Origin of the sequence: Jiangella ureilytica, from assembly GCF_004348545.1 — a bacterium.
Classification (GTDB): domain Bacteria; phylum Actinomycetota; class Actinomycetes; order Jiangellales; family Jiangellaceae; genus Jiangella; species Jiangella ureilytica.
In genome coordinates, this window is sequence record NZ_SMKL01000133.1 from 1 (window position 1) to 6,520 (window position 6,520).

General features: G+C 71.0%; 5 protein-coding genes and 1 tRNA gene. 4 read left to right on the forward strand and 2 right to left on the reverse strand.

The features are described from left to right. Positions 1-250: 250 nt before the first annotated feature. A complete protein-coding gene (locus E1212_RS28745) occupies positions 251-775 on the reverse strand; it encodes a PPA1309 family protein (RefSeq protein WP_131988924.1) in 525 nt (174 codons plus the stop codon). Positions 776-936: 161 nt separating this feature from the next. Between E1212_RS28745 and E1212_RS28750 the strand changes: the two genes are divergently transcribed. Then, complete coding sequence (locus E1212_RS28750; RefSeq protein ID WP_131988926.1) at positions 937-3,891, forward strand: UPF0182 family membrane protein; 2,955 nt, start codon at positions 937-939, stop codon at positions 3,889-3,891. 3 nt (positions 3,892-3,894) lie between these two features. Here the strand turns inward: E1212_RS28750 and E1212_RS28755 are convergent, their stop codons facing one another. Then, positions 3,895-4,416, reverse strand: a complete 522-nt coding sequence (locus E1212_RS28755; protein WP_131988928.1) for a GNAT family N-acetyltransferase — start codon at positions 4,414-4,416, stop codon at positions 3,895-3,897. Between the two features lie 80 nt (positions 4,417-4,496). On the opposite strand from E1212_RS28755, the gene E1212_RS28760 reads away from it, so the two are divergent. The 3 genes from E1212_RS28760 (at position 4,497) to E1212_RS28770 (ending at position 6,386) form a co-directional block, all read left to right on the forward strand. Next, a tRNA-Met gene (locus E1212_RS28760) sits at positions 4,497-4,573 on the forward strand. A gap of 71 nt (positions 4,574-4,644) precedes the next feature. Then, a complete protein-coding gene (locus E1212_RS28765; protein ID WP_203417372.1) occupies positions 4,645-5,022 on the forward strand; it encodes a hypothetical protein in 378 nt (125 codons plus the stop codon). Beyond that, positions 5,019-6,386 (forward strand): aminotransferase class III-fold pyridoxal phosphate-dependent enzyme, encoded by a 1,368-nt coding sequence (locus E1212_RS28770; RefSeq protein WP_131988930.1) that lies wholly within the window; start codon positions 5,019-5,021, stop codon positions 6,384-6,386. The genes E1212_RS28765 and E1212_RS28770 overlap by 4 nt, the downstream gene beginning before the upstream one ends. Positions 6,387-6,520 lie beyond the last annotated feature (134 nt).

Sequence of the window (6,520 nt, forward strand, 5' to 3'; positions counted from 1 at the left end):
GGTCAAGCCGAAGCCCCCCGAGCACAGCGGCGAGGTGACCACAGCGGGCGCCGGCTTGAGGCGGGTGCCCGGGGTTAAGAGAATGGGCAGCAAGGGGGACGGGGAGCCCACCTCACCACCCCCGACCGACTCGGCGAGGACCCCGGCCTTGGAGATGATCGGCGGGTGCCTGGTGTCAAGAGAATGGGCAGCAAGGGGGACGGGGAGCCCACCTCATCCCCCCGGCCCACTCGGCAACCTCCGGCGAACCTCAGTCGAAGGTCTCGGCCAGAGCATTGCCGAGCTCGGGCGACAGCTCCGCGCCCCGGATCAGCTCGTCGTCGGCTTCGTGGCCGCGGATGCGCAGCACCGAGGCGCGGCTGCCGTCGCGCATGACGCCGACCACGACGCGGACGTCGGAGCGGGCTGGGTGCTGCTGCGCCCACCTGGCGGCGGCGCCGTCGTCGTCGGGCATCTGCTCCTCGGCGCCGGGCGGCAGCACGATGCGCTCGAGCACCAGCGCGCAACCGGTGACGGTGTCGGGCCAGGTGATCTCGACCAGGAGGTCCTCGATGGGCCGGCCCGCGACGTCCTGCTCGATCGGAGTGAGCGCGTCGGGCGGGGTGTCCGGTTCGATGCCGATGCGGGCCGCGAGGTCGGGCTCGCGAGACAGCAGGTCGGCCGTGGACGCCAGGGCGTACAGCCGGGCGGGCTGGTCCCAGCCGTCGCCGCGGACGTGCTGTTCGATCTCCGCGATGGCGCGCACCAGGGCGCTCGGCTGGTCGTTGCCGCTCATGATGGCATCGTCGCACGGGCGGCGACGGCCCGCGAAACCGGTCACGACCGGGCGACGAACAGGTCACGGTTCGCCCAGAACCGTCCGCCGACAGCGATGTTTCGACCGCGGTTCGGAACCGCACAGGCCGGTGAGATAGTTTTCCAGGGGTGAGCCAGGACATGCCCCGACCCGCCGGACCGTTCCGCGGCGCGCCACAACGACGTTCGCGCGCGCTGCTGCCCACGCTCATCGTGCTCGGCGTGCTCATCGCGTCGTATGTGCTCATCGTGTCGTTCTGGACCGACCGGCTGTGGTTCGAGTCGGTCGACTTCACCCAGGTCTTCACGACACAGCTGGTCACGCGGTCCGGTCTGTTCGTCGTCTTCGGCCTTCTCATGGCCGCCTCGGTCGTCGTCAACGGCATGGTCGCCTACCGCGTCCGCCCGCGATACCGGCCCATGAGCGTCGAGCAGCAGAGCCTCGACCGCTACCGCGACGCCATCGACCCGGTCCGTACCTGGGTGCTGACGGCGGCAGCGGTCCTGCTGGCCATCATGGCCGGCGCCAGCGCGGCCGGGCAGTGGCAGACGTTCCTGCTCTGGCGCAACGGCGGCGAGTTCGGCCAGGACGACGCGCAGTTCGGCTTGGACCTCGGCTTCTTCGCCTTCGACTATCCGTGGTGGCGCTACGTCGTCAGCTACGGGTTCGCGGTGGTGGTGCTCGGCCTCGTGGTCGCCGCCATCACCCACTACGTCTACGGCGGCATCCGGCTGCAGACCGCGGGGCAGAAGGTCAGCCCGGCCACCACGGCGCACCTGTCCGTCCTGATCGGGCTGTTCGTGCTGCTCAAGGCCGTGGCCTATTGGCTCGACCGGTATGCGCTGGTCATGCAGGACAACGACCGCTTCACGGGCGGCTCCTACACCGACATCAACGCGGTGCTGCCGGCCAAGACGATCCTGATCTTCGTCGCGACCATCTGCGCCATCCTGTTCTTCGTCAACGTCTGGCAGCGCAGCTGGACGCTGCCGGGCATCGGGCTGGGACTGCTGGTGCTGTCGGCCGTCCTGCTCGGCGGTCTGTGGCCGTTCCTCGTCCAGCAGTTCCAGGTGCGGCCGAGCGAGGCCAGCCGCGAGGCGCCGTACATCGAACGCAACATCGAAGCCACGCGCTCGGCGTACGACGTCGAGGGCGTGCAGACCGACGAGTACGTGGCCACGACCGAGGTCCAGCCGGGTCAGCTGGCCGAGGACTCCGCCACGATCCCCGGCATCCGCCTCATGGACCCCAGTGTCATCCCACCGGCGTTCCAGCAGCTCCAGCAGGTGCGTGGCTTCTACTCGTTCAGTGACCCGCTCGACGTCGACCGCTACACCGTCGCCGACGACTCCGGTGTGGTCGCCGAGCAGGACATGGTCGTCGCGGTGCGCGAGGTGGACGCCGACGGCATCCCGGCCGAGCAGCGCAACTGGATCAACGAGCACACGGTCTACACCCACGGTTTCGGCGTCGTGGCCGCGTACGGCAACACACGCGAGTCCGACGGCTCGCCGTTCTTCGCCGAGGAGGACATCCCGACCGAGGGTGTCCTCGGCGAGTACCAGCCACGCATCTACTTCGGTGAGAACTCGCCCAGCTACTCCATCGTGGGAGCCCCCGACAGCACCGACCCGGTCGAGTACGACATCCCGGAGGACCCCGAGACCGGCAGCGAACGGCGCAACACCTACGACGGCGATGGTGGCGTGCCCATCGGCTCGTTCTGGAACCGGTTGCTCTATGCCACCCGGTTCCAGGAGGCCAACTTCCTGCTCTCCGACCGCATCAACGAGGAGTCGCGGCTGCTCTACGACCGCAACCCGCGGCAGCGGATCGAGAAGGTCGCCCCGTGGCTGACGGTGGACGCCAACCCGTTCCCGTCGGTGGTCGACGGCCGCGTCGTCTGGATCCTCGACGGCTACACCACGCTGAACTCGCTGCCGTACAGCCAGCGGGTGTCGCTCAGCGAGGCCACCAGCGACTCGCGGACGGCCCGACCGGCGCTGGCCGCCCAGCCCGACGACTTCATCAACTACGTCCGCAACTCGGTGAAGGCCACGGTCGACGCCTACGACGGCACCGTCACGCTGTACGCGTGGGACGAGAACGATCCCGTCCTGCAGGCGTGGATGAACGCGTTCCCCGACACGGTGCAGCCGCGCTCTGAGATCCCCGAGCCGCTGATGGACCACCTGCGCTACCCCGAGGACCTGTTCAAGCTGCAGCGCAACATGCTCGAGCAGTACCACGTCACCGACGCCTCGACGTTCTACGGCGGCCAGGACCGCTGGGTGGTCCCGGCCGACCCGTCGTCCAACATCGACGTCAAGCAGCCGCCGTACTACCAGACCATCGAGCTGCCCGAGGCCGACGGGCCGATCTTCTCCCTCACGACGACGTACACGCCCCGGGGCCGGCCGAACCTGGCCGCGTTCATGGCGGTCAACGCCGACGCGCGAAGCGACGGGTACGGCCAGCTGCAGATCCTGAGGCTGCCCAGCAACACGCAGATCGACGGTCCCGGCCAGGTCGCCAACGACTTCGAGTCCAACGCCGACGTCGCGCAGGAGCTGACCCTGCTGCGCTCCGGCGACGCCGAGACGCAGCTGGGCAACCTGCTGACGCTGCCCGTCGGCGGCGGCCTGCTCTACGTCCAGCCGGTCTACGTGGCCCGAGCCACCGGCGAGGCGGCCTATCCGCTGCTGCGCCGCGTGCTCGTGCAGTTCGGCGACAACATCGGCTTCGACGACACCTTGCAGGGCGCGCTCGACCAGATCTTCGAGGGCGACGCCGGAACCGAGACGGAGGAGCCGCCGGGCGGCGTCGAGGAGCCGCCCACCGACGGCGAGACGACGCCGCCGGACACGGAGACGCCGCCGCCCACGGACACGCCGACCACCACGCCCACCCCGCCCGCCGACCTGACGGCGGCGCTCCAGGACATCGAGCAGGCCTGGGCGGATGCGCGGGCGGCGCAACAAGCCGGCGACTGGGCGGCCTACGGCGAGGCGCTCGAGCGGCTCGACGCCGCCATCGCCGCGGCTCAGGAGATCAGCGGCGAGACCGGCGCGGGCGGCGACACCTCCGGCGGCTGAGCATCACCCGCCGGCTCGATCCCCGGCTTCCTCGACGGCGCGGTGGTACGCGACCAGCAGGAAGTCGGGGATCGGCATGTGGTCGCGCTCCGGCACGCGGCGGAACCCCAGCCGCTCGTACAACCGGTGCGCGCTGTGCATCTGCGGCAGCGACGACAGCACGACGGCGTGGTCGCCGTGCTGTCTGGCGAGGTCGAGGACGGCCTGCACCAGCGCCGCACCCACCCCGCGCCCGCGCGCCGCGGGGTCGACGGCGAGCATGCGGAACTCCGACTCACCCGGCCGGGCCACCTCGACGTACGGGCTCGGCGGCCGGCAGTACGTGACGGCGCCCAGCACCGTCCCGTCGGGGTCGGCGGCCACGAGCAGCGTCGCCTGCGAGGACCGGGCGACGGTGTCGGAGAGCTCGCCGGCGTACTCCTCGTCGCCGTCGAGGAACCCGTCGGCGTCGTACGCCGCCACCGTCAGCGCCGCGACAGCCGCGTGGTCGGCCGGCCGGGCGGGGCGCACCTCGAAGTCCGTCATGCCGCACATTCTCGCCGCGCCGCGCGGTCGTCCGCGCGATTTGGTGCACCGGTGCCGATCGCGTAAACTGAACTCAGCGACGCGGGGTGGAGCAGCTCGGTAGCTCGCTGGGCTCATAACCCAGAGGCCGCAGGTTCAAATCCTGCCCCCGCTACCAGATGAAGGCCCGGCAACCCGATGGTTGCCGGGCCTTCTGCATGGACGGAGCCGCCGCCTAGCATCAGCCGGGTGAATGACCTCACCCTGATCCAGCGCGTGTTCGAGCTCGGACCGCAGGTGCGCTACGTCGCGACCGGCCGCGGCCAGAACGTCACCCTCCGCCAGCGCGACGGGCTGGCCGGCGCGTCCGCGAGCGAGTCCGACCGGTACGAGGAACTGCTCGTCAACCCGGCCCTGCTCACGCTGGCCCGGCAGCGCGGCGAGATCGACTGCGGCGGGCTGCGTTACCTCGTGGTCCGATACGGCAACTTCCACCAGGTCGTGGTACCGCGCCCCGACGGCGGCCACGTATCGGTCGCGGTCGAGCCGGACGCCGACCCGGCCGCCGTCGCCGAGCAGGTCGTCGGCATGGTCCACACTGAGCACGAAGGCGGTGAGGAGACATGACCCCGACTCACGAGGAACTGCAGCGGTCCGCAGCGGATCACCTGTTGCTCCACTTCTCCAAGCAGCGGCTCGACGATCTGCTGGTGCTGGACCGGGGCGAGGGGCCCTACGTGTTCGACACCCGCGGACGGCGCTACATCGACGCGCTGTCGAGACTGTTCTGCGCCCAGCTCGGCTACTCCTACGGCGCCGAGATGGCCGAGGCGGCCACCGCGCAGCTGATCCGGTTGCCGTTCAACACCAACTGGGCGACGGCGCATCCGCCGGCCATCGAGCTGGCCGAGCGGCTGACCGGCCTGGCGCCGCCGGGACTGACGCATGCATTCTTCACCAACGGCGGCTCGGAGTCGGTCGAGGCGGCCTGGAAGCTGGTCCGCGAGCACTACGTCGCCATCGGCCAGCCGCAGCGGACGAAGGCCATCGCCCGCGACATCGCCTACCACGGCGTCACGCTCGGCGCGCTCGCGTTCACCGGCGTCGACCGGTTCAAGGAGCCGTTCGGGCCGCCGCCCATCGACGTCACGCACGTGTCGGCCACCAACGCGTTCCGGGCGCCCGACGGCGCCGATCCCGACGCGTTCCGCGACCGGCTGCTGGCCGAGCTCGAGGCCGCCGTCGTCGCGGCCGGGCCGGACGAGGTCGCGCTGATCATCGCCGAGCCGGTGCAGAACGCCGGCGGCTGCCTCACCGCACCGCCCGGGTACTGGCGCGGCCTGCGCGAGCTCGCCGACAGGTACGGGATCCTGCTCATGGCCGACGAGGTCATCACCGGCTGCGGGCGGCTCGGCGAGTGGTTCGGCGTCGCGCGCGAAGGCATCACGCCTGACCTCGTGAGCCTGGCCAAGGGCATCACCTCCGCCTACGCCCCGATGGGCGCCGTCCTCGCCACCGAGCGCGTCGTCCGGCCCTTGGTCGACGGCGGCAGAGTGCTCCGGCACGGGGTCACCTTCGGCGGCCACCCGGTGAGCGCGGCCATCGCGCTGCGCAACATCGAGATCTTCGAGCGCGACGGCGTGCTCGAGAACGTCCGGTCGCTGACGGGCCACCTCGAAGCGCGGCTGCGCGAGCTGCTCACGCTGCCGATCGTCGGCGACGTGCGCGGCGCCGGCTTCTTCTGGGCGATCGAGCTGGTCAAGGACGACGCGAACACCCGGTTCGACCAGGCCGAGCGCGGCGCCCTGCTGCGCGGCTTCCTGCCCGGCCGGCTGCGCGAGGCCGGCCTCATCGCCCGCGCCGACGACCGCGGCGACGCCGTCCTGCAGATCGCGCCGCCGCTGGTCAGCGACGCCGCCCTGCTCGACGACATCGTCGGCGGCCTGCACGACGTGCTCACCGACGCGGGGAAGCGGTTCGCCGTGGTGTGAGGCTTCCTGGGGGGTCGGTCGGTCGGTGGGGTTGGGTGGGGTTCCCCGTCCCCCTGCTGCCCATTCTCTTAGCCCCGGACGGTCGCCTCAAGCGGACCCTGGTGGCGCTTCGCGCCGTGGGGGTCCGCTTGACC